The sequence below is a fragment of the Tatumella sp. JGM91 genome (assembly GCF_018257575.1).
In the GTDB taxonomy this organism is placed as follows: domain Bacteria; phylum Pseudomonadota; class Gammaproteobacteria; order Enterobacterales; family Enterobacteriaceae; genus Tatumella; species Tatumella punctata.
In genome coordinates this window covers 38,560-61,440 of sequence record NZ_JAERJP010000011.1, presented here as the reverse complement: position 1 = coordinate 61,440, position 22,881 = coordinate 38,560, and the positions used below count along the sequence as shown (strand labels likewise).

The window sequence follows — 22,881 nt, the reverse complement described above, 5'->3', positions numbered from 1 at the left end:
ATTCCTTACCTGTTATCAGGTGTAAACGTGCCGCGGGATAATGCGGCACTGAAGATTAAGCAGAGTGACGCGCTATATTTCCGTATCCGCCGGATGGCAGCACGGGCATATTTCCATTTCGGTGACGGTCATATCGGCAATCCCCGGGGTCTGCCACTCTACCCGCACCGGCTGGCCCGCGGTCAGCTGGTGATGAATATATTTACTCACCGGTGTTTCTGTCAGACCACTGATCTCTTCAGTAGCTACCGGTTGGTCTCCTACATAAACAGTGGCAGTCGCATGGGTTCTGACCATCCGTTCATTCTGCAGGGCATAAAGACGCTTTACTGTCAGTTTGATACTGGCCATAACTGAGTTCCTGATAACGGGGATATAAGGTCACCCCTCACTTTACTCAATAGACCGCATGACAGGCAACCTTAGCCGCAGCACTGAAACACTATTTACTGCCCGCCTCTTTACTGACAAATACTCCTGAACGTGACAGACCAGTTTAGGCCACCGGTCCGTCAGCCGGGGGTTACTCCGGGGATAATTTTTGCCATAAATTCCTGCTGAATATTCTGATCCGGCTGCGGCTGTCCCCCGGACAGTTCGCTGCTTAACCTGGCCATATATTCAACCAGGAATGACGCGTGATATTCGGCCAGCACCCTGCCGGTTTCCGTATGCATCGTCGCCGGTAAACCGAGCAGCTTTGTCTGAAAGTGATCCAGTGACCACTGCACATCATTTAACGGCCGCTGGCGGGCAAAGGGATCATCACTGTCAAAAAGTGCCCTGCCGAGGGCCCCGGAAGTATAAAACACTCTGGCAAGACCAATCGCCCCCAGTGATTCCAGCCGATCAGCATCCTGCACTATTTTCGCCTCCTGGCTTTGTGCCGGGATTCCGGCGCTGAAACTATGGGCTTCTACGGCGTGGCTGACCGCCGGGTAAAGTTCACCGGGAAAATCGGCAAAATCTGCCTGCAGTACACGCAGAGTCTCGCGGGCTGCATAACGTGAGGCAAGATGGCGTTCCGGATGATTTTTAGGCAGATTGACAATATCATGGAAATAACATGCCGTGAGTACAATCAACGGGCTGGCTTCAGTACCGGCCATTATTTTACGGGCACTGGCCCAGACGCGTTGCAGATGCGCCAGATCATGAGCTTTATCCTGATGGTCCCAGTTAGCGCTGAACCATTGGTCAAACAGGGATTGCCATTCAGCGACTGATTTCATATTTACACTCCCTTTGTCTGGCCTGAGTACACTGCTATCCTTGTTTATCATAAGCCCGCATTCTGACAGTAATACGAATCACAACCAAATTTAATGTAACAATCGTCGTGTCGCCGTGGAAATACTGTCCTCCTCCGGAAGATTACTCAGCAGTCAGCGCCGTAAATTCTTAACCTCCGCCGGAGTCATTCGTTTTACCCACACCGGTCGCTGTTGTCTGATTGCTGATATAACTCTTTTTTATATTTTATCTTCAAAACTGCAGTAAAACTGTTTTCACAGCCTCTCTGTCGCGCTAGTCTCTTACCCCTGAATGCCCCCCTGACGATAATAGCGCGGTGTCATTCCGAAAAGTGATAAAAAAAACTAATTACTGGCAGGACAACTATGGACTCAACACTTACATCAGACAGCCATGGATCAAATGGTGACACCCTTTCCCGGGCCAGACGTGCCGCCTGGGGAAGCTTCGCCGGCGCAGTCGTCGACTGGTATGACTTTCTGTTATATGGCATCACCGCGGCTCTGGTGTTCAATCATGAATTTTTCCCGCAAATCAGCCCGGCAATGGGTACGCTGGCCGCATTTGCCACCTTCGGTGTGGGCTTTTTATTCCGCCCGTTAGGCGGCATTATCTTTGGTCATTTCGGCGATCGACTGGGCAGGAAGCGAATGCTGATGATGACCGTATGGATCATGGGATGCGCAACTGCAGCTATCGGTCTGCTGCCTTCATTTACTCAGATTGGCTGGCTGGCGCCGGTACTGCTGGTAACCCTGCGGGCAATTCAGGGATTTGCCGTCGGTGGCGAATGGGGCGGGGCCGCTCTGCTGGCAGTAGAAAGCGCCCCTGAGAAGAAAAAATCGTTTTACAGCAGCGGTGTTCAGGTCGGTTACGGTGTCGGGCTGTTACTCTCTACCGGACTGGTATCACTGATCAGTCACTTTACTACTGACCAGCAGTTTTTGAGCTGGGGCTGGCGCATTCCTTTTATTTTCAGCCTGTTATTGGTTGCCGGTGCACTCTGGATCCGTAACGGCATGCAGGAGTCAGCCGCGTTCCGCCAACAGGCATTACCGGTAAACTCTTGCCCCCCGCGCAAAGGATTACCGGTATTGCAGGCATTGATCAGACACCCCGGTGCATTTCTGCAGATTATTGCGCTGCGGTTATGTGAGCTTCTGACAATGTATATCGTGACTACTTTTGCGCTTAATTATTCCACGCAGAATCTTGGACTTCCGCGCGAGCTATTCCTGAATATCGGGCTGCTGGTCGGTGCTATCAGTTGCCTGACTATTCCCTGTTTCGCCTGGCTGGCCGATACCTATGGGCGCAAGAAAGTTTATATTGGTGGTGCGTTAACAGGCACTGTGTGCGCTGTCCCGTTCTTTATGGCGCTGGAGTCTCAGTCGGTAGTATGGATCATCTTTTTTTCTCTGATGCTGGCCAATATTGCCCATGATATGGTGGTCTGTGTACAGCAGCCGATGTTTACCGAAATGTTCGGTACCGGATTCCGTTACAGTGGCGCCGGGGTTGGTTATCAGGTGGCCAGTGTGGTCGGTGGTGGTTTCACCCCGTTCATCGCTGCCGCGCTGGTCAGCTGGTCTGCCGGAGGATGGCACAGTGTTGCCGTTTACCTGGCCGCCGGATGCCTTATCTCGCTGGTAGTTGCTGCATTTATGAAGACCCCTTCCCGCTGACAATTTCAGTTGCGTATCCCGGGATCCTTACCGGGGTACGCCCTTTTCATCTCCCCGCCCTATTGACACTACAGCCAGAAAGTATAGGATTAGCATCGTATCATTTTGTTATGTTATAACATACTTAAAATAATCTATCGCATTATCACGGGGATGCTCATGCCAGAATTTAAACAATCAGTCGCTGATATTTCTTCACCTGCGGATTCCGCCGCAAGGATACGCAGGGCAAAAAAACCGTTTTTCGCCCTGATGACACTGTTTAGCGCACTGCTAACCACCAGCCCACAGAGCATAGCCGCCGGAACATCAGTCGTACATGCTATCGGTATTGAAAATCAGTATGCCGATGTCATCAGTCAGATTGGTGGAAAATATGTCGATGTCACCTCGATTATCTCAGACCCGAATACCGACCCGCATACCTTTGAAGCCAGCCCGGGGATTGCACGACAGATAGCGGACGCGACCCTGATTGTCGAAAACGGTGCCGGTTATGATGACTGGGCAGATAAACTGATGGCAGCGTCGCCGAATGCTGCACGTAAAGTAATCAATGTCCACTCCCTGTTAAATCTGCCACAAAATACGGCTAACCCGCACCTGTGGTATCAACCTCAGACCATGCCTGTGGTTGCAGAGGCGATTGCAACACAACTCGCCGAACAATTACCGGCCCATGCCGCCTGGTTCCGTAAAAATGCCGAAAAATTCCGTCAGTCAATGCAACCGGTTGATCAGGCAATCAGTGCCTTCAGGACTGACTTCCCTGATACGCCGGTTGCGGTTACCGAGCCGGTAGGCGACTATCTGCTGGAGGCTATGGGGGCGAAGATCCTTACGCCCAAAGCACTTGAATACGGCATTATGAATGATGTCGACCCGGCCCCTCAGTTAGTCAGCGAACAGAATGCTCTGTTGTCAGGTAATAAGGTGCGGGTTTTCGTGTATAACCAGCAAGTGACCGATCCTGTCACCAGCCATTTCCTCAGCCTGGCGAGGGAACATCATGTGCCGGTGGTGGGTGTCTATGAAACCATGCCTGAGCCCGGCTATCACTACCAGTCCTGGATGCTGGCGGAAGTAAAAGCATTACGCAAAGCATTAACTGATAAGGCCTCAACCGAATCTCTGATGGCCGGAAAACAGTAATATGTCTGACAGGTCTCAGGTTCTGAGCGTCCGCGGGCTGGGGGTCAGTTACCCCGGCCGGCAGGTACTGCATGATGTGAATTTCGATATTGGTCAGGGCGAATTCTGTGGGCTTATCGGGGCTAATGGCTCAGGAAAAACAACATTATTCCGTACATTACTGGGCCTGCAGACCTTGAGTGAAGGCAGAATACTGTTAAATGGCGGTCAGGTTCAACAGGGGTTAGCCGCTGCGGGCTATGTTCCGCAGAAAAACTTCCTTGATCCTGATATCCCTCTGACGGCACGGGATGTGGTTGCTCTGGGCCTCGACGGACATCGTCCCGGCTTCAGCCTGCGGCCCCGTCGTCACCGGCAAATTATTGATGAGATGCTGGCAGCAACAGATGCACTCTGCTTCGCCAGCCAGCGGATCGGACGTTTGTCGGGAGGACAACAGCAACGGGTGTTAATCGCTCATGCCCTGGCCCGTCGTCCGCGCCTGTTACTGCTTGATGAGCCACTGGCTAATCTGGATATGGCTGCAGCAGCGGACATTATCAGTTTGCTGAAACGTCTGGCCCGTGAACAGCAGGTATCGGTATTGTTATCTGCTCACGATATTAATCCCCTGCTCCCGGTCATGGATCGTGTGGTGTATCTGGCAAATGGCCGGGCTGCCAGCGGACCTGCCGGAGAGGTGATCCGCACCAGCGTACTTAGCCGTTTATACGGATATCATATTGATGTCATCCGTGTGCATGGCCGGATGCTGGTGGTCGCGACAGATCCCGCAACCGCGCTGGCCGCTCCCGCCGATGATCAGTTGCCCCATGTCACCTCTGTTCCTTAGGTCTCTGCGTATGTTTTCTGTTTTTCTCTGTCACGGTTTCTTCAGCAGCCAGCCGGTGCAAACAGCGTTGATCGTCGGTGGCGGTGCTGCAGTGGTATGCGGTATCACCGGCGTCTTTGCGTTAATCCGTGGTCATGCTTTTGCCGGGCATGCGTTATCGGATATCAGCAGTGCCGGAGGCGCCGCCGCTTTTCTGCTCGGAATAAACGCCCTGGCCGGATTTACTATTATGGCGCTGGCAGGAGCCGCTGGTATTGAACTCAGTGCTGCACGTCACAGCCGGGAGCGTAGCCTGTCAACCGGCATAGTACTCAGTGCCGGACTGGGTTTTTCGGCCCTGTTCCTTTATTTTGCGGTCAGAAAACATAATTCTTCCGGTGCAACCTTATCGGTCATGTTCGGTTCTGTCTGGACCCTGCCGGCCGCGATTGTCCCGTGGATTATCATTTGCGGCGGATGTGCTCTGCTGCTGCTGATCTTAATCTGGCGTCCGGTATTACTGTGTGCCATTGACCCGGACCTGGCGAGGATGCGCGGGATTAATGTACGGCTGGTCGGGGTAATGCAACTGGCAGCTCTCGCTCTGGCCGTCGCCCTGTCGTCAATGACCGTCGGCGCTATTCTGTCTACCGCATTACTGACCGGCCCGGCAGCTATCGCACTGCGCTTTAGCCGATCGCCCCTGACTGCTGTCTGTCTGGCAGCGCTCAGTGGACTATTATCGGTCTGGCTCGGTATCTGGATGGCTTATCAGAGTTTCTACTGGACCAATAGTCAGGGCTGGCCGGTCAGCTTCTTTATCGTCAGTATTATTTTTACCGGCTGGGCAGTCAGCGGCCTGTTCCCGCGGGGGATCGGTTTTTTCCGCCAACTTTTCAGGAAGAAGCGTCATGTTTAGCGGTTTTATGTTTACCAGCTGGATAGCCGCCAGTCTGGTGGCAATAGTCTGCGGGCTGGTGGGTTTTTTTGTGATTCTGCGTGGTGCCTCATTTACCGCCCATGCACTGCCGATGAGTGCTTTTCCGGGAGCCGCAGCCGCCGTTTTACTGGGGGTTAATCCGTTCTACGGAGTTTTGTTATTTTCTGTACTGGGAGCATTAGGTATTCATACCTTCGGCCGCCATCATCACCGGGAAGTGGCTACAGCTTTGTGTCTGGTCACTCTGCTGGCTATCGGCACACTGTTGCTCAGCCTGAGCGGCCGTTATGTGCAATCCGTATACTCGTTACTGTTTGGTGATTTACTGGGTATCAGCCGTTCACAGCTGTTACCGCTGGCCATCAGCGCACTGGTTGCCGTACTGATGATCGCAACACTTTTCCGCCGTCTGCTGCTCAGTTCGTTTTCACCGGAGCTGGCGGCAGTGAGAGGGATCCCATTGCGTAATACCGAGCTGTGGTTCCTTGCGATCCTGGCGTTAACCACCAGTATTGCATTACCAGTGGTGGGTTCCCTGCTGGTCTTCAGCCTGATGATTGCCCCGCCAGCAATTGCCCGCTCATTATGCAGCCGGCCAGCCAGCGCCCTGTTATTATCGGTGGTAATCTCCCTGACTGTAGTTTGGAGCGCGATTGCCCTGTCATGGTTGACTGACTGGCCGCCGGGTTTTTTTGTCGGGACGCTGGGGGCACTGTTCTGTCTGATGGAACGCGGGTATTCTCGGTTTCGTGAAACAGCGTGCTCAAAGGACAGCTAAATTTTACCCGTATTCCCGCCACGCACGGCTGAGGTACGGGTTAGGTACTCAGCTCAGCCGCTGATTACAGTGGCTGAGTACCTTCCCCATTACCCGTATCCGCTATTCCCGCCAGTCGGGCGCTGAAATATTCAGCACTCAGTGCCGGCAGCACTAAAATGGCTTTGACAACCCTGCCAGCCGCCGTTAATATTCGCCCCGTCTTCACGACAATTCCTCTGTAGTTCAGTCGGTAGAACGGCGGACTGTTAATCCGTATGTCACTGGTTCGAGTCCAGTCAGAGGAGCCAAATTATTGTTTTCATGCCGCTTTGCGAATCCTTATACGATTTAGATTCAATAGGTTAGCATGAAAAGTCTTCCCGATGCATTTTCAGTTTACCCTCTGCATCGGGAGAATTTGGTGGTCAGATTTGGGGTCTTTCCGGTTCGATAATGGAGTGACCCGCATATGTCTCTTAACGACACTAAAATCCGCAACTTAAAACCACCTGTTACCCCCATAAAACTATCCGATTCACACGGCCTGTATCTTCACGTTAAACCTACTGGTTCGCGCCTCTGGTACTTCAGATACTATTTTTTTGGCAAAGAGACCCGCATAGCGTTGGGCGCTTATCCGTTAATCAGTCTGTCAGAAGCACGCCAGAAACGTGATGAACTCCGTAAACTGCTGGCGCAAAATATCAACCCAGCTCAGCAACGTGCCGCTGAAAAAGCAGCTCGTTCTCCTGCGAAGAGTTTCAAGACCGTGGCATTGAGCTGGCATAAAAGCAACCGAACCTGGTCAGAGAACCATGCCGCCCGTCTGCTCGCCAGCATGAATAACCATATTTTCCCGATCATTGGACACCAGCCAGTCACAGAACTGAAAACTCGCCACTTCATCGACCTGCTGAGAGGGATTGAGAAAAAAGGTTTGCTGGAAGTGGCGGCACGAACCCGACAGCATATGTGCAACATCATGCGTCATGCCGTGCATCAGGAGTTGATAGAGCACAACCCGGCGGCAAATCTGGATGGCATCATCGCTCCTCCCGTTAAACGTCACTACCCTGCCCTTCCGCTAGAGAAACTACCAGAACTGTTGACCCGCATTGAGAACTACAAGCAAGGGCGAGAATTAACCCGTTTGGCAGTATCGCTCACCCTGCACCTGTTCATCCGTTCCAGCGAATTGCGTTTCGCCCGTTGGTCTGAGATCGATTTCAGAAACAAAATCTGGCCTAGTGGGAGCGAAGCTGCAAAATGCGACATCTGACTTTTTTGAACTGGATCTGAGTAAAAATCAGTCACCTGTGAAATGGTTGCCTCATTGATGATTCAGGGAGTTGGGATGATGTCACAGGATCAGACTTTTGATGACAGGGATGAGTGGCGTTTGCTTGCTGACGAGCTTTCGCTGTTACCGGGAATGACCGATACGGGGCGTTTGGGATTTGCCATTCAACTAAAATTCCGACAGGTACAGGGCCATTACCCTGAATCAATAAACGATTTCCCTTCAGGTATCGTACATGCTATTGCTGTGCTGAGCAGATCGGATGCGCTGCTGTATCCCTTGAAAACTATCCGTTTCATGGACGGCAGGCTCAGCGACACCGACAACATATTCGTCGCTATCTGGGTGTCAGACTCCCCAATAAAGCTGACATTGCACGACTTAGCACCTGGTTAACCGAGTTTATTCTCCCGTTAAATCCGCAGGCTGTACACGGCAGCGAACTTGTTACTGACTGGTGTCAGGAACAGCTGATTGAACGTCCGGCTGCCGAGCACCTGGAGCGGATTATTCGTTCAGCCGTACACCAGTTCGAAACAACGCAACAAAACACCATATTTACCCGACTTTCACTCGACAGCAAGGTTGCCATCAATCATCTACTGTCAGCCGAAGAACCGGGCACTGCCCGGGTAAACGAAGTCACATTCAGCGGCCTCAAAGCTGACCCGGGAAAGCCCAGCCTGGAGAATGTCCTTTCCGTCATCGCCCAGCTAAAATGCCTTGATGGTGTTGCGCTACAGCCGAATATTTTTCAGGGCATATCCCCTAAATTCATCGTGCAGTTTCAACAACGGTGTGCCAGTGAATCGATCAGGGAGCTTCGTCGCCACCCTTCAGCGATCCGTTACAGTATGGTGGCTATGTTTTGCTGGCGTCGCCGCCAGCAGCTGACCGATGCGTTGATTGAGATGTTGATGGTGCTAATCCATAACCTTGGCACCCGGGCTGAAAAAAAGGTCGATAAAAAGCAGTTTGCGGCGTTTAAAAAAGTCAGGGGCAAGGCGCGTTTGCTGTTCCGCATGGCCGAGGCCACTGTTGACCAGCCGGACGGCGTCATAAAGGAGGTTGTCTATCCCGTTGTCTCACAGAAAATGCTGCAAAATCTGGTCGATGAATTCAAAACGCTGGGGGTAAATACTGAGCAGGAAGTACAGGAATCCATGCGTTCTTCTTACGGTAGCCACTATCGCCGGATGTTGATGCCGGTACTGGATCGGCTTGAGTTTCAGTCCGGCAACGCCCTGTATCGGCCCGTTATTGATGCTATCCAGATTATTAAGGAAAACAGAACCAGCAATCAGCATTTCTATGCGGTGGGTGATGTGCCTGTTGACGGTATTATTCAGAAAAAATGGCGGGATGTTGTCATCGTACAGAGCCAGTCCGGTGAAGAACGCATTAATCGTATCAACTATGAAATTTGTGTTTTACGGGCTTTACGCAAAAGCCTGCGCAACAAAGAAATCTGGGTCACAGGCGCTGATCGCTATCGTGATCCGGCAGAAGATCTCCCTGCCGATTTTGCCACTAACCGCGCATATTATTATTCCCTGTTGCAGGCACCTACTGATGCGACAACCTTTATTAATCAGATCAAAGGCAGGATGCGCCAGTGGCTCGGTACCCTGAATAATGGCTTGCCAGATAATCCCAAACTTCGCATCAGGGAACAGGGGAAAAATCGTATCCACCTGACGCCGCTGGATAAACAAACTGAGCTACCCAACACCGCTGCGCTGAAGCAGGAGATTGGCCAGCGTTGGGCCGATCTGGAGTTGATATACATACTCAAGGAGGTGGATTTACGGGAACATTTCTCGTCGTTATTTCGCACATCTGCCAGTCGGGAAGTTCTTGAGCCTGAGGTATTACAACGCCGCCTGTTATTATGTCTGTTTGGCCTCGGTACCAATGTAGGCCTGAAGCGTATCGCCAGCCAGCAACCCCGCGTTAACTATGATGAATTGCGCTACGTTAAACGGCGGTTTATTCAGAAAGATGCTTTACGCTCAGCGATTTCACATATTGTGAACGGTATTTTCCGTATTCGTCAGCCCGCTATCTGGGGAAATGCGACGACATCCTGTGCTGCGGACTCCCGAAAGTTTGGTGCGTATGATCAGAATCTGATGACAGAATGGCATGCCCGCTATGGCGGGCGCGGTGTGATGATTTACTGGCATGTCGATACGCACTCCACGTGTATTTATTCACAATTGCGCCGCTGTTCCTCATCGGAGGTGGCCGCGATGATGGAAGGAGTTCTGCGTCACTGTACCGATATGGAAATAAACCACCAGTATGTGGACAGCCACGGGCAAAGTGAGGTGGCCTTTGCGTTCAGTGATGTGCTGGGGTTCGATTTATTGCCGCGCCTGAAAGCGATCGCCCGACAGAAACTGTATGTGTGTGAAAAGGAAGATGCCTTGTTGTACCCGCATCTGACGCCGGTTTTAACCCGGGGGATCGACTGGGAGCTTATTGCACAACAGTATGACGAGATAATTAAATATACAGCGGCACTTAAAACCGGAACAGCCGAACCCGAGGCCATATTACGACGATTCACCCGCAATAACATTCAGCATCCAACCTATAAGGCACTCGCGGAGCTGGGCAAAGCGATTAAGACTATCTTCCTCTGCCGTTATTTGCAGAATGAGTCGCTGCGTTGCGAAATTAATGCGGGTCTCAACGTCGTGGAAAACTGGAACAGCGCCAATAATTTTATTTTTTATGGTGAACACGGAGAATTTACCAGCAACCGGCCTGCGGATCAGGAACTGTCGATGCTCTCTTTGCACCTATTGCAAATCAGCCTGGTCTATATCAATACCTTGTTGATTCAGAATGTGCTCGCTGAGCCAGTCTGGCAGCATCGAATGACAGAAGAAGACTGGCGTGGTCTGACGCCATTGATATACCACCATGTTAATCCATATGGTCGTATCGAACTGAACATGGATCAACGGCTGGCGCTGGCAGCCTGATAGTGTCCAGAACCGTTCGGTTTCGTACACTGGATCTCAATACTGTCCGAAAGTAAGTGAAATTTATTTCGGACACACATTATAATCCGTACATCCTTTTCGGACGGAAATTTCATTATGTCACGCGTTTTTGCTTACTGCCGCGTTTCCACACTGGAGCAGAACACGGAAAACCAGCGCAGGGAAATAGAAGCTGCCGGTTTTGCCGTCAAATCCCAAAGGCTTATTGAGGAGCACATCAGTGGCTCCGTTGCTGCCAGTGAGCGGCCGGGATTTACCCGTCTGCTCGACAGAATGGAAAATGGTGACGTGCTGATTGTCACCAAACTGGATCGTCTTGGACGAAATGCTATGGATGTCAGAAAAACAGTGGAACAGCTGGCTGCGTCAGATATTCGGGTTCACTGCCTGGCACTGGGTGGCGTGGATCTCACCAGCCCGGCCGGAAAAATGACCATGCAGGTGATTTCTGCCGTAGCGGAATTTGAGCGCGATCTGCTGCTTGAGCGCACACACTCGGGTATCGCCCGGGCCAGAGCATCAGGGAAACGCTTTGGACGCCCCTCTGCCCTGAATGATGAACAGAAAAAATCGGTACTGGAACGGCTCAGTACGGGAATGTCTGTGAGTGCAGTGGCCCGTGAATTTGGAACGACCCGACAGACTATTCTCAGGGTAAAGGCGGCTATTCCAGCAGCGTAAACCACCATGTCTGACAGAATCAGTCGTTTCTTTGTCCCGGAACAATGACGATAAAATATCGCCTGGTTACGATGGAATGTTATTTATAGATAAAAATGTGCAGGGAATCAGCATGGAAATTATTGGCGACAACACCTGTATTACCAGCATCAGGCCCAAAAGTAAGGTTGTTTACTGTCGCGGTGAGCCGCATAAATACTGGCTTGAGCTTCAATTCGTGGATGAGAACAACAATCCGGTTACCGGGCTGAATGTGCAGCTGGAATACCACCCGCTGGCCTCTGCAAAGGAGGTCGCTATGTGGAAAAAATATGGTAACCACGACTACAACCCCACGCCGCCGCCTAATCCGCCCGCCGGGGTGACCGACAGCCAGGGACTGGTTCGCTTCGACGACCTGTACTGGATAGCTGTTGACGTGAAGACCGACGCCCAGACACTGGCCGACGAGATGAAAAAGCGCCCGCTGGGCCTGCGGCGCAACCCGAACAGCCAGCCGGTGAGCAACAATATGTTCCGGCCGGAAACCCGCGATCCCAAATGGCGTTCAGACGTGCAGGAAAAGGCCGAGGCAGCCGGGTACATCCATCACTATGTGACCATCGGGGAGCTTTGCGACCGGCTGCCGGAGATCGAGGGCTGGACTGAGCCGGATCCGCCGAAGTTTCATTTTCCACCCGGACGCTCTCTGAAAGGCACCGAGATAGTGCGGGAGGCTCTGGAGAAGCGGCACGTTATCGAGATCTGCCCGTTCCGGGCGTGGGTGCTGGATCTGCACGATACGAAAGAGTATGACCTCGCCAACGGGCTTAACCTCGGCATCATGGCCGACCTTGCCTATTCAGCCGAAAAAGAGAATAAAACAGTCGATTACTTCTTCCGGCAGAAATGTCTGGACCTGTCCTGCATCCCGCAGTTTGTCGAGTTTCCGTCTTATTTTCACACGCTGTCGGTGGACGTGCCGTTCCGCGATCGTTATCTGGCACCTGTATATCTGAATACAAAGGACAGTGAGCCATCGGAGGGTGATAGCCGCTTTTTTACGGCCGAGTGCGGTACTCATGTGCTGGTTGCGTGGTGCGGAACGGACAGCCTTCTGAATGCCCTGACGGATGCCTCATTCGGGCCGAAGAAGTGCCTGCCCGAGCTTGCCGGTGCGGGTAATATTCACGGCGGTTTTCTGGAAGCCTATGAGCTGGCTAAACGGAAATTTAAGGACGAATTTGATTCAATAAAAGCTGTGATAAAAAATCAGAAATCTTTATTTGTTTGCGGTCACAGTCTGGGGGGTTCCCTGGCACTGCTGTATGCCGCCGAAATGAAAGATAACCATCCGGTACTGTACACCTACGGGATGCCGCGCACATTTACCCGCGCGGCAATGCCGTTTCTGGACAGCATCACTCACTACCGCCACGTCAATGATAACGACACCGTGCCACAGGTGCCGCTGGAAACCGATATGGACAATCTGTTCTATCAGACGCTGGGGCCGCTGGGCGACAAGCTGGGCTTTAACTGGCTGGCAACGTCGGTTGCCGGTCTGCCGGTCTCTCTCTGGCAGAAAGACATGGAGTTAAAAACGGGGATACGGCTGAAAAAAGACCCGTACTGGCATCACGGCAACACCGTCGTCTTTTTCCGGGCGCAGCAGTGTTCGATGAAGCTCACCAGCCCGAACAGGAAGAGTCTGGTTGATGGTGAGGTATATACCCGGCATTTTGTGGCCGTTAAGCTCTTTCTGGTGCCCTCCCTGAACGATGAGTGTCTGAAAGCAACCGGCGAGCATCAGGCGGCGTTTATCCAGTGCCTGAGCCCGGCCAGTCTGGCAAAGACCTTTCCCAAGAACACCAACCCCACGCTGGACGGCCTCGGCACCGATCCGCGCAGCCATTCGATGGCGCACCGCTACCTGTCCTATATCCATAATCAGGTGCTGGAGCTGGCCGATCCGGCGCGGGAGATGAGCAGGAAAGCGATGCGGGAAAAATTCCGGGAGGAAGTTGAGAAAAGCGAACCCTACAGCAATCCGGATGAGGTTGAGCGTAACCGGCAGTTCATTGCCCTTCAGAATATGCTGCCGGTTACGCTGCACCGGACACAGACAGAGGAAACGGGGAAGAATGCTCTGATCCGCTTTACGGCGGTAACGGAGGAAGAAGTTGAATTCTCTATCTAAAATCGCCGTATTTTTGCCTGCTGTCGTGTTGTTATCAGGGTGCGATGGGCATACGGATCAAACGCTGTTACCGCCGGATAATGCGCGGCGGGTGACGGTGGCCGTCAGGGTACCTGAGGGGATTACGCTGCTGCCGATGCAGATGCTTTACCGTTCGGAACGGTGTAAGAGCAAAGACTATAATTCGAGTAATGAAGCCTATGAAATTCGGGGGTTTAACGGTTTTAAGCAGGCGTTCAGCCCGCAGGGTAGCGGCGATCTCTGGCAGCAGAATATCGCCATTGACGGCGGCGGTCCATGCCAGTGGCAGCTTAATTCTCTGCGTGTCAGCTTTAAGATTTCTGACAGCAACCCTCTGGTGAAGGGGAAAAAGGTTATTGAAACCAGCTATATCTTTGATTTTGATGATTACGGGCTCAGTGACGGATACGGAACAGGAAGGGCGAAAGAGGCCAGTGGAGACCTTGATTTAAAGACGGATTTTTTCCCGATGGAGACCCATTTTTCTGATAACGATATTAGCCTGAAGTTTTTCGGAGGGGATACCAGACTTGAAAATTGGCGTAGACGTTTCCGACTTCATGATACTCAAAATATCCTCATTGAACCGATAGTTCACCTTGATAAAGTTGTGACGTTGGAACCACCTGATAAACCTGGTAATTGGATGGCAATGTACCCCGATGGTAGTCGTTCAGAAATTCCTCGCATCGCCCCGGATTATGACAGGTTACTGTCAATGAAATAGGAGATATATGTACTGAATAAAAATCCTCCGGCATAGCCGGAGGTTTTTCAGATGCGCCTATAAGGCTCTGTTACCAGCAGCGCCCTAACAGGCGCATACGATCTGACATTTGCATCATGAACCGTTACTTACTGCCCGTAAACGGGCTACCCGGATACGGCATCGACAATTGTTCTCCCAGCTTGTCCTGAGACAGTTGATGCCTTATGTATTCCTTTATCTTTGTCGTATTTTTTCCTACCGTGTCAACATAATACCCACGGCACCAAAACTCTCTGTTTCGGTATTTAAATTTCAAATCGCCGAACTGCTCATAAAGCATCAGACTGCTTTTACCCTTCAGATACCCCATGAAGCCCGATACGCTCATTTTTGGCGGGATCTCAAGAAGCATATGGATGTGATCTGCACAACATTCCGCTTCAAGGATATCCCTCAGTGTCAGCATAGTTGGGGGGGCTTACCAGGGAATATATCAATCATCAAATTCTTCCTTATAAAAATCACAAGTTAAATTTATTTGCCACGCATCCTGTTAATTTGAGGTTTCCGTTGATGTAATGAGAACTATTTCATCATCAGAGTTTCGGACTAACCTCTGCATCGCTGCATTAAAACGATAGTCCACCACCAGCACCTCTTGTTCTATCCAGCGCTGTTCCTGCCTTAATTGCCTGAGTTGAGGGCAATCCGGAGCGGTCTCCCAGGCATATTTTCTGGCCCCTATCATGTCATTAATCTGGTGTGCTGACGGCCAATAGTCCGGTAACCAGATCCGGCAGGGGCGGGCTAATGAGTGGGATAGTTGTCGGGCAATCGTCAGACCATTCGGATCAAGATCGGGAAAATGTACCCAGGGGATATCCTGTCCGTATTGAGAAATCCATCGGCAGGCAGGTTGATAATTCATACCGGGAGCCAAAATCAGTATTAAACCATCAACAAGCGGCATATCAACATACGCGCCTAAATTCTCAACGGTCATGATCAGTTGCGCCGATGTCATGTCCAAAGAGAGTAAATCAAGTAGCATTCGTTCTGGAAAACAACACTCCGAACGCCATCGACTCTCATCATCTGCAAATAAAACGTTTTCCCCGTTATTACAGGTAAACGTTAGCCGCAGTTCCGTCCCCTGACTACGAAGTCGCAGGACATCATCATAGGTAACGGTCTGCCCTTTGACTAAGGGCTGGCTCAGACCTGCCTTACTATTACCTCGCCATGCCGACGCTGATTTATGATGGATCCTTTGCAGGCGCCGGGGGATAGCCGGACGATGCTCTTTCCTGCCAACGATCTGTTGCTGAATCTGTTGCTGCACCTGCGCGAGCAGAATTTCCAGGCGTTCACTTTCCACCAGCCGCCAGCGGTTGCGCGTGGAAGGGATAATAATACCCAGTTCAGCCAGATAATTTCGCAGCGACTTTTCCTTAGCATTTTCGGACATCATTTTCCGTTCTTTCAGTTGCTGAAGAATATCGCCAAGTTCACTGACCGGGAAACCTAACTGAAACAGTTCCTGATGCATTAAATTACTTTCACCTCGTCACTTTCAGCATTCTCTGCTGTAGCCAGATAGCTATCAACGTCAAATGGCAGCTGCTGGGCGTCGCGGACACCGGTAATTTTCACCTGATGGCGCGTAACACTTTGCCCGCTGGCCCCCGTGTTCTCTGTCCTGACTATGCGCACCAACTGGTAGCCAGTTCCGGTAATTTTACCTAACGTTTCCGGGGCCGCAACCAACATCTGGCACCCAGTTCTTACCGCCAGTTCGTGGACTGTCGCCTGAGAGGCGGCATCCAGACGGGAAACCTCGTCCATCACCAGTGGCAAAGTGAAAGGCTCTTTATTGCCATGAGAGCTGCGTCCCCAGTGCCTGAGCACAGCAATCAGCACTGCCAGCCCGGAGCCGATTCGTTCCCCGGTTGACAGGCTGGAAGCGTTCAGTAGTTCAAATTGCTCTGCACCACGACGCTGGATTAGTGTTTTTACATCCAGGTAGTTACGGTGATCCAGCAAATGTGAACCCTCAATTTCATGTTGATTGATTTTTTTATACAGACCTGCCAGCGCTTCGGTAACGGTTCCTGCCGTGGAAAAGAGATCGTCCATGCCATAACCGCCTGATTTCAGCGCGTCCAGAGTATCCTGAAAATGTTTAACCGTCCTGGCTTCCAGACGCACACTGGCAACCTGCCCAAAACCAATCCCGGTAAGTTCAGCACTTAACCGGCTTATCGCCCTTTTTTCATCGTTGATCCGGCGCGATAGCGCGTCGGCCAGCTCATCTCTGCGCATCTGGAATGCAGCTTCGGTTTCAGCAAGCATCCGCTGTGCATCTTTCGCTGCCTGAGACAATGCCAGCAGCATTTCCCGGGGTTGCGTGGTGCGCTGGATATCCTGACGAGCTCGTCGGCGAAACAGCGCCACTGCGCGGCTATAAAGCGTGACACAGACTTCAGCAATGTCAGATGTCTCCTGACCGCAGAGCGTCAATTGCTGCATGAAGGGGTCGGCTGAAGAAATAGAATATTCAATAGTTAGCCGGGTCAGTTGAGTCAGTCGTGGTTGATCGACCAGCAAGGGCTCTCCTGGTGAGAGTACTTTGCCATTTATCAGCATCTCGCGCATTTCAGTTTCCAGCTCAGCATAAGAACCATCAGCTTTTAATGCGCTTATAATTCCGTTGCGCTGCTGAGTTATCTGTTCAATTTTTTCAGCCAGGGCAGTGAGTTTGTTATTTTGATTTGTCAGGTTTAATTCTTCTTTTGAGCGTTGCTGATGCATCTCAGCCGTTTTTGTATTGCACTCTCTTAAATTGTTATTCAGTTTTTCAAGTTGGCTCTGTAAATGTGTTAGCTGTGAGGCAAGGTTTGTTTCCAGACCAAGTGTGTAGGGAAATGGTAAATTATCCAGATCATTTTTAGCATCATCACGATTCTGGCGGTAGTGAGTGATCGCAGATACCATATCTGAATAAAATTTATCTTTTTCAGCTAACTCACTTTTTGCATTTGTAAGTTCTTGTTTAATCCGTTCGCCGTCCTGTTCCAGTCGTTTTTGATCGTCTGATAAGACGATTTGCGCTTGTGCTCCATCTTCCAGTATTTTCTGAGCATTAACATATTCCGGATTAAGGTGAGCACGCACACTGTCTAACGCTTTCACCCGTCGAGCGCGCATTGCAGAGGTTTGCCAGGTTTTCTCGCTCTGCTCAACCTGCTGGCGTACTTGCGCGATATTCTCCGGGTATTCTTCCCGTAGTAATGGGTACTCTTTTTCTATCTGATTAATTAACGGCTGATAGCGTTTAATATCACGCCCGGCAGCTTCAGCCCGTTTTATCTGATCAGCAATCCCGGCCAACTCCTGAGGAAAATCGCGAAACAGTATTTTTCTGTCTGGTTCACATTCCTGTAGCGCCAGTAAGAGACTCCGGCTTTTTTTCCACTGACCGGACACGCTTCTGTGTTTTTCTTCAATATCTGTCAGAGCGGTATGACGATGGCTTCGCTGCCGGCGAGTATCTTCCAGTGGCGGTTCATCATTCCAAATAAATGAGGGGGCCGCGCTAACGGCCTTAAGATGTTCGTTGTTACGTTCAGCGTCTTCAATCTCACGTTCCAGCGTCTCGATCTTTTTTTCTGCCCGTTGAATCTGTTGGTCCAATTGAAGGATAAGCGCCTCACGGGCTTTATCACCTAATACGGGCTCTGAGCGTATCTGGCTGATACGGCGGTATCGCGGTTCATCTATAACACACCAGGGCGGGAGGATACTCTCCGCTGTGTTATATTCGTCGGTGATATCTTTAAAAAATGATTCCGACTCGAACGACCCGTTGCGTAAAACGTCTATAGGCTGGGTTACACTGATCAACAAAATATCGGGAAGCGGCCATTGCTCATCGTATTGTGTAAGTAATTGTCTGACGGCATCATCGACATCGCCATTGACAAGTATGGCGAACATTAACGGTCCTAATGCCGCCTCGAAATACCCGGCATCCTGTACTTCAATATCTGCGTACAATTCAGCCACCGATATTCCTGATACGTCAGCGGCAAGAGTCCGTAAATATTCAAGACTCCCGGCTTCTCTTCCGCTCAGTTTGTCACGACGTCCACGGCATTGTTTGATTTCAGTTTCGTAGCCACCGACTATCTGCCGAAGTGATTTAACGTGTAACGCATGATCAAGAATAAGTTGTTCGCAGCGTTGTGGCGTCAAATCATCATCAGGATAAATAGTGCGTAAATAACTAACCGATGGCTGATATTGATGCCACTGCTGACTCTGTTGCTCATAGCGTGCAATATCGATGTCAAGCTGATTAATTTGTTCTTTCACTTCGATCTGACGTTGTGCTAATTGTTCCTTTTGTTCACTTAAGTACAATTCTTGCTCTTGTTGCATCGTCAGTTGCTGCACAAAATCTTCATCGTTCAATGGCAAGGATATAATGCCAGCATCACGAAGCCGCTGCTGAAGGTGTCGCTGTTTTTGATGAGCGCTCTGTAGTACCTTTTGATGCTGTTGTCGCCCCCCTAATTGAGCATCTTCGATATGCCATTTTTCCAGTTGAGCACCTTTTTCTCTAAACCAGTTCTGGGCGTCTGGAGGAGAAATATCATCCCCCAATTTTCGCGCGCTGTTTGCGGAAAAAGTATAAGCATCCAGGATATCCTGATGAGATCGTAATTGGCGCTCCACATGGTTGAGGGTCTTTTCCGCCTCTTTTTCCTGCTTCACGAGTTGTTCAATGAATGCGCTTAATCCAGACAGTGTAAAAACCATATTCCATTGGTTAATCTCATCATAGAGCTGTTTGGCGTGGTTATATTGCAATGCCATTTTCTGGGCAATGCTATAACGCGACACAACATTAGATAACTGTTTGGCTGTGCGTAGCTGGCTCTCTTCGTTCTCACTTTTTTTTCTTTCCAGCTCATCAACAATACCTTGCTGGAGTTTGCTTGCTTCTTTCGCACTCTCTAACTGCGGTTCAAGTTTATTCAGTTCACCAATTGCTTTTTGCTCATGATCAAAGTAAATCCTGCCATCACGAGCACATAACCGCCGTGGCTCAATATCACTCATCTGCTGTTGCGCTATTGATTGTTCCGATTTTATGGCGTCTTCCTTGCGCCTTAGGGTACTCAGGGTTTCTTCAATTTTTTCCAGCTCACGTTCAATCCGATATTTTTCTCTCTGAATAGTCGTACGCTCTTCATCATTCATCGCCAGTGTTTTCTCAATAACTGACCACGTATTGGCTGAAAATGATAAACTCAGCGTCAGTAATGAATTAAAAAACTGATAATCCTTTTGATAATTTTGCAGATCTTGCTGCGTGAGCCTGACTTTAATCATCGACTCATGCACCATATTCACAACGGAATGTATATTCCCGCGAGTATGGGCCATTAAATAGGCGCTGAGATGTTTTTCTATCGATTTATCCAGACGCCCGGCCATTGCCGAATGAAGGATCTGGGCCAGACGGTATTTATCATCAGGTGACTGACAGGCTCGGGGTAAAATGCCATGCTGAAACAGTGCCAGCATGTAGGCATTTGGGTCTTTAAATGTCTGAATAGCGCATCCTAATAGTGCTGCTTTATCGCGTAGCTGATCGGTGGTGACCGGGTGAGCCACTTGTTCTTTACGATCAAGTAAACAATCCAGAGGGTTAACGCTATCGGGAAGTTTCAAACAAAATAGCTGGGTTTCTAATGTTGTTCCTGTCTTTTTTTCAGCCCTGACGACGTACAGATGCCGGTGGCCTGTCCCGCGGGCCTCAATCTCCAGAGCAACAATACTGGGCTGCCCTAAGCGTGGAAACATTTCGCTGTCTTTTATTGATGTTGAAACTTTGAAATCATCCTTAGTCCCTAAACTAATATAGCGAATATCAGGGATTTGGCTGAGCATAAACGCGCCCAACAAAGACGTTTTTCCCGCACCATTATTGCCCAACAATGAAATGGTACCGCCATACTGTCGCGATGTACTCAGTGCGTGAGGATTCACCAGATTTAACGTTCGGGCCATAATGCCATTAATGTTGACAATACTAAGGCTACGTATCAGAGGATAGTGGTTCACAATGGGCCCCCTTCATGAGTCCCGGAAGCAAATAAATCGCCCGTGGTATTCATTTCTTCTTCGGCAGAGAAACGATCTCTCTCTGCCAAATCTTCATCTACACTATCCCGCGCTGCCTCATCAATATTGACCAGATAACCTTCCTCGATCAGTTCTTCCAGGCGTTGTGGAATTTCTGACTCGTGCTGTAATCCTCGCAACGGTTCAATAAAACGATAGATCGCGGGTGTTGTCTGGAAGGATTGCCGATCCTTAGAGAGTTGAATGAAAGCATAGCGATCGAATACTATAAGCGACTTTCTGATTTCATCCTGGATTTTAGACAAATCGTATTGGGTCTGTTGGCCAGGACGACGGCGAAATAACTCCAGCATTCTGGTTTCGGATAACTGATTACTCATTCGCTCAAGTAGTTGGTTCGTGGTGAACCACTCTTTTTGGCTAAGTTGTTTTTCGAGTTCCATTGCAACCATAGTCAGGCCCGTGACCATCTGTAACTCATTAAATCGCTCTAAGGGTATTTTTCCACGGCGCCGGGGCAATAAGTAATAAACAGATTCATTGGAAAAGCATAAAGATAAAGACAAACAGTCGTAATATTCGCAAAGCGGATTAAATGCCTGATGAACAAATGAATACAGCATATAATCTACAGGTAATATATTAACCCCTCTGCGTAATTTATAATCTGCAACTGGGAACAGAGGTGATTTCATTACATCCAGAAATGTATTAAATTGATCACCCTGTGTAGCTTTAAGCTCAGTCATTGAGATCACCTTGTGAAGTTAGCCATTGCTCTTCGATTTCGTAATTTGCTGACTCATCCATTAAAACCCATTCCGGGGAGATATCATCCTGAATATTATCACTCTGTGTCATCAGTTCTTTTATTGTGCACTGTGCCAAGCGAAAGCGATCTGTTTCATTAAATGGGAATTTACTTAAAATATTTCTGATAACAGAGACGTTACTCACCGGTTTATTATCACGTAATGCCTTTTCAACAAACTCCCTTGCGAAACTCTCTAACTGAAACGCAGGCATCTCCCGTACCAATTCTTCATCATCATTATCATCAAGGAACAACGCATTATCCGCCGGAGGTGGCGGTGTGTCCCATTCACGTAATTGCATTAGCTTAACGGTCGAAGGTAATGCTAACGACCATGATGACCGGCCAAATAACTCAATAGTACGATCGATTAAATATCCCAGATTAGCATTAGGATCTAACGCAATACGGATGCGTATACGATCCAGTACGCTGCTAAAGAATCCGGATAAATCCCTTAAGGAATGATTAGCGAATTCCCGAACATCCATTAGTGAACCAAACAAAGAGGATAATGTATTTTTTAATCGCTGAGCCCCGCCTTTTTGTACGACTGTATTTTGCAAAATTTCCAGCTGTATTAATACTGAATCGGCACGGTTCATTACCAACATTCTTAAATCGTTGATCTGACCAGCCAGCGTGCGTATTATTTCCAGAAGTTGCTGAATTTCCGTTTCCAGAGAAATACCAATTTCAGTTTGTATCTCGGAGCGCATTGAATGAAATTTAGAAATAAGGAATTCCTGATTTTTAAAAACCCCCGTCAGGAGATCCTTCAGGCTCGGTAAAAAAATGTCTACCTTTACCAACCATTCACTATCAGTAATTTTTTCTCCGTCGCTGGCAGCATTTAAACTGGACAGTTCCTGATCAATTCTCAGATAACGTTGACTTAATGTTTCTTTATCCTCTAATTCATCAGATTGTTGGAAAGGTTTTAACAAATCATATGCCAACTGAGTCAGGCGATATGTTCCACCCACATCTGCTACAGACATCCCGGCCAGTGACAACAATCCCTGTTCCAGCGCTCGTTTCAGAAAGTTATTAACCCGAACATCGGTGGTATTAGGATCTTCATTTATTCTTTCATCAATATAACGGATGATGCTGTGACATGTCGTTTCATCGTAGCCGGATTGTACAAAGTGATGCTCATTATTCGATTCGACACCTGACTCCTCCATACCCCACATAGCCATCGCTGCCAGATAGCTAAACTCATTAGGGGTAAGGTGCAAATTCGGCTGGTATTTACTGATTTTTAACAGTATGCAGCTTAGTGGGCTAGTAAACTGCTGCGGTGTAGGTGCGACATTGTCCATGATAAAGCTCACCTCGGCTTTTCTCGTTCAGTATCTACGCTATTATATCAGATTACCTTTTTTCTCGCTGAGAACAGTGA

The 22,881-nt window shown here is 49.6% G+C and carries 15 protein-coding genes, 1 tRNA gene and 3 pseudogenes; 11 read left to right on the top strand and 8 right to left on the bottom strand.

The annotated features are described in order from the left end of the window. Positions 1–72: 72 nt before the first annotated feature. Positions 73–351, bottom strand: a complete 279-nt coding sequence (locus JK198_RS09015) for a hypothetical protein (RefSeq protein WP_212709306.1) — start codon at positions 349–351, stop codon at positions 73–75. Between the two features lie 161 nt (positions 352–512). Further along, the gene (locus JK198_RS09010; protein ID WP_212710639.1) at positions 513–1,232 is read right to left on the bottom strand and encodes a phosphohydrolase; all 720 of its coding nucleotides are present in this window, start codon (positions 1,230–1,232) and stop codon (positions 513–515) included. Between the two features lie 387 nt (positions 1,233–1,619). Here JK198_RS09010 and shiA point away from each other — a divergent pair, with 387 nt between their 5' ends. From shiA to JK198_RS08985, 5 genes are all read left to right on the top strand, one after another. Next, on the top strand, positions 1,620–2,939 hold the full coding sequence (gene shiA / locus JK198_RS09005; protein ID WP_212710638.1) for a shikimate transporter: 1,320 nt from the start codon (positions 1,620–1,622) through the stop codon (positions 2,937–2,939). Positions 2,940–3,098: 159 nt separating this feature from the next. Beyond that, complete coding sequence (locus tag JK198_RS09000; protein ID WP_249213288.1) at positions 3,099–4,091, top strand: zinc ABC transporter substrate-binding protein; 993 nt, start codon at positions 3,099–3,101, stop codon at positions 4,089–4,091. Between the two features lies 1 nt (position 4,092). Continuing rightward, positions 4,093–4,923 (top strand): metal ABC transporter ATP-binding protein, encoded by an 831-nt coding sequence (locus JK198_RS08995; protein WP_212709309.1) that lies wholly within the window; start codon positions 4,093–4,095, stop codon positions 4,921–4,923. Positions 4,924–4,933: 10 nt separating this feature from the next. Further along, positions 4,934–5,821 carry a metal ABC transporter permease gene (locus tag JK198_RS08990; protein ID WP_212710637.1) on the top strand — a complete coding sequence of 296 codons (888 nt, stop codon included), beginning with the start codon at positions 4,934–4,936 and terminating at the stop codon, positions 5,819–5,821. Further along, complete coding sequence (locus tag JK198_RS08985) at positions 5,814–6,620, top strand: metal ABC transporter permease (protein WP_212710636.1); 807 nt, start codon at positions 5,814–5,816, stop codon at positions 6,618–6,620. The genes JK198_RS08990 and JK198_RS08985 overlap by 8 nt, the downstream gene beginning before the upstream one ends. 64 nt (positions 6,621–6,684) lie before the next feature. Here JK198_RS08985 and JK198_RS08980 read toward each other — a convergent pair whose 3' ends face one another. Continuing rightward, complete coding sequence (locus JK198_RS08980) at positions 6,685–6,828, bottom strand: hypothetical protein (protein ID WP_212709312.1); 144 nt, start codon at positions 6,826–6,828, stop codon at positions 6,685–6,687. A 6-nt stretch (positions 6,829–6,834) separates the two neighbouring features. Between JK198_RS08980 and JK198_RS08975 the strand changes: the two genes are divergently transcribed. The 6 genes and pseudogenes from JK198_RS08975 (at position 6,835) to JK198_RS08950 (ending at position 14,524) form a co-directional block, all read left to right on the top strand. After that, positions 6,835–6,910: transfer RNA gene (locus JK198_RS08975), tRNA-Asn, on the top strand. Between the two features lie 161 nt (positions 6,911–7,071). Next, a pseudogene (locus tag JK198_RS08970) lies at positions 7,072–7,845 on the top strand (integrase arm-type DNA-binding domain-containing protein); the annotation flags it as partial. A gap of 93 nt (positions 7,846–7,938) precedes the next feature. Next, positions 7,939–10,895 (top strand): annotated as a pseudogene (locus tag JK198_RS08965) (Tn3 family transposase). A gap of 117 nt (positions 10,896–11,012) precedes the next feature. Beyond that, a complete protein-coding gene (locus tag JK198_RS08960; protein WP_212710635.1) occupies positions 11,013–11,597 on the top strand; it encodes a recombinase family protein in 585 nt (194 codons plus the stop codon). Between the two features lie 298 nt (positions 11,598–11,895). Then, positions 11,896–13,776 (top strand): lipase family protein, encoded by a 1,881-nt coding sequence (locus JK198_RS08955; protein WP_249213287.1) that lies wholly within the window; start codon positions 11,896–11,898, stop codon positions 13,774–13,776. Positions 13,777–13,873: 97 nt separating this feature from the next. After that, positions 13,874–14,524 carry a hypothetical protein gene (locus JK198_RS08950; protein WP_349290191.1) on the top strand — a complete coding sequence of 217 codons (651 nt, stop codon included), beginning with the start codon at positions 13,874–13,876 and terminating at the stop codon, positions 14,522–14,524. A 124-nt stretch (positions 14,525–14,648) separates the two neighbouring features. Here JK198_RS08950 and tnpA read toward each other — a convergent pair. The 5 genes and pseudogenes from tnpA to JK198_RS08925 form a co-directional block, all read right to left on the bottom strand. Continuing rightward, positions 14,649–14,954, bottom strand: a pseudogene (tnpA, locus tag JK198_RS08945) (IS200/IS605 family transposase); the annotation flags it as partial. 105 nt (positions 14,955–15,059) lie between these two features. Next, the gene (locus JK198_RS08940) at positions 15,060–16,055 is read right to left on the bottom strand and encodes a Wadjet anti-phage system protein JetD domain-containing protein (protein ID WP_212710633.1); all 996 of its coding nucleotides are present in this window, start codon (positions 16,053–16,055) and stop codon (positions 15,060–15,062) included. Beyond that, positions 16,055–20,638, bottom strand: a complete 4,584-nt coding sequence (gene mukB / locus JK198_RS08935) for a chromosome partition protein MukB (RefSeq protein WP_212710632.1) — start codon at positions 20,636–20,638, stop codon at positions 16,055–16,057. Before mukB ends, JK198_RS08940 begins: the two co-directional genes overlap by 1 nt. Next, a complete protein-coding gene (locus tag JK198_RS08930) occupies positions 20,635–21,408 on the bottom strand; it encodes a chromosome partition protein MukE (RefSeq protein ID WP_212710631.1) in 774 nt (257 codons plus the stop codon). The genes mukB and JK198_RS08930 overlap by 4 nt, the downstream gene beginning before the upstream one ends. After that, positions 21,401–22,801: a hypothetical protein gene (locus JK198_RS08925; RefSeq protein WP_212710630.1), complete on the bottom strand. Its 1,401-nt coding sequence runs from the start codon at positions 22,799–22,801 to the stop codon at positions 21,401–21,403. Before JK198_RS08925 ends, JK198_RS08930 begins: the two co-directional genes overlap by 8 nt. Positions 22,802–22,881 lie beyond the last annotated feature (80 nt).

Bases quoted from the DNA above. Each gene is read 5' to 3' on its own strand.
- JK198_RS09015 (WP_212709306.1), bottom strand. From the start codon at position 351: ATGGCCAGTATCAAACTGACAGTAAAGCGTCTTTATGCCCTGCAGAAT.
- JK198_RS09010 (WP_212710639.1), bottom strand. From the start codon at position 1,232: ATGAAATCAGTCGCTGAATGGCAATCCCTGTTTGACCAATGGTTCAGC.
- shiA (WP_212710638.1), top strand. From the start codon at position 1,620: ATGGACTCAACACTTACATCAGACAGCCATGGATCAAATGGTGACACC.
- JK198_RS09000 (WP_249213288.1), top strand. From the start codon at position 3,099: ATGCCAGAATTTAAACAATCAGTCGCTGATATTTCTTCACCTGCGGAT.
- JK198_RS08995 (WP_212709309.1), top strand. From the start codon at position 4,093: ATGTCTGACAGGTCTCAGGTTCTGAGCGTCCGCGGGCTGGGGGTCAGT.
- JK198_RS08990 (WP_212710637.1), top strand. From the start codon at position 4,934: ATGTTTTCTGTTTTTCTCTGTCACGGTTTCTTCAGCAGCCAGCCGGTG.
- JK198_RS08985 (WP_212710636.1), top strand. From the start codon at position 5,814: ATGTTTAGCGGTTTTATGTTTACCAGCTGGATAGCCGCCAGTCTGGTG.
- JK198_RS08960 (WP_212710635.1), top strand. From the start codon at position 11,013: ATGTCACGCGTTTTTGCTTACTGCCGCGTTTCCACACTGGAGCAGAAC.
- JK198_RS08955 (WP_249213287.1), top strand. From the start codon at position 11,896: ATGTGGAAAAAATATGGTAACCACGACTACAACCCCACGCCGCCGCCT.
- JK198_RS08940 (WP_212710633.1), bottom strand. From the start codon at position 16,055: ATGCATCAGGAACTGTTTCAGTTAGGTTTCCCGGTCAGTGAACTTGGC.
- JK198_RS08930 (WP_212710631.1), bottom strand. From the start codon at position 21,408: ATGACTGAGCTTAAAGCTACACAGGGTGATCAATTTAATACATTTCTG.
- JK198_RS08925 (WP_212710630.1), bottom strand. From the start codon at position 22,801: ATGGACAATGTCGCACCTACACCGCAGCAGTTTACTAGCCCACTAAGC.